The 596-nt window shown below is 25.2% G+C and carries 2 protein-coding genes; one reads left to right on the top strand and one right to left on the bottom strand.

Annotated features, from left to right (window positions below; translation table 11 throughout):
• A partial coding sequence (locus CN514_RS25010; RefSeq protein WP_141529541.1) for a hypothetical protein occupies nt 1-190 on the bottom strand: 190 nt, incomplete at its 3' end.
• Nucleotides 191-343: 153 nt separating this feature from the next.
• Here CN514_RS25010 and CN514_RS26730 point away from each other — a divergent pair.
• Nucleotides 344-478 carry a hypothetical protein gene (locus CN514_RS26730; protein WP_025671362.1) on the top strand — a complete coding sequence of 45 codons (135 nt, stop codon included), beginning with the start codon at nt 344-346 and terminating at the stop codon, nt 476-478.
• Nucleotides 479-596: the final 118 nt, after the last annotated feature.

Below are 596 nucleotides of genomic sequence, written 5' to 3' on the forward strand. Positions count from 1 at the left end.
GCTCAAACCAAGGTTCCTTTTCTAATAAGTAAATTTTCCCTTGAATTAATTCATCATCTTTCTCATTAGAAGGATAACCAAAAAACTTTTTTGGCAAATAATCAAAGATCCACTCAACAACTATTTGAAAGATTAATTGAAACAATATTCGAAAAATAAAAAATAAAATTTTCAATACAACCTCGTGCATGGTTTTATCCCCTATTCCTTCTATTACCAATTATTTTATCATTTCTTTAGCACAATAAAAATAACGATTTAATTACATAATCTTTTAAAAGCATATTTTCTGTCTTACAAATAAATAATAAAATTAAATAATTTGTTTTGGAGATGAAACCACATGGAAGATAAACGTTTTACGATAACTGGAACCGATATTAACGAAGTAAAAAGAAAGAATGCAAATTCTGGTTTAACTTATAATCAAGTTAAACAATTACTTGCAGAAAAATATATGAAAGAACGAGAAAAATAAAGAATGATTGATTCCTTCTTCTAATTTATTCTTATATCTTTTGATTTTCGCTTAATTTTTTCAAAGATGATGCTCTTATTTGCTGTTTTAGTAATTTTATTTGCAGATTCGACTTTTT

This window comes from Bacillus sp. AFS001701, assembly GCF_002559405.1.
Classification (GTDB): Bacteria; Bacillota; Bacilli; order Bacillales; family Bacillaceae_G; genus Gottfriedia.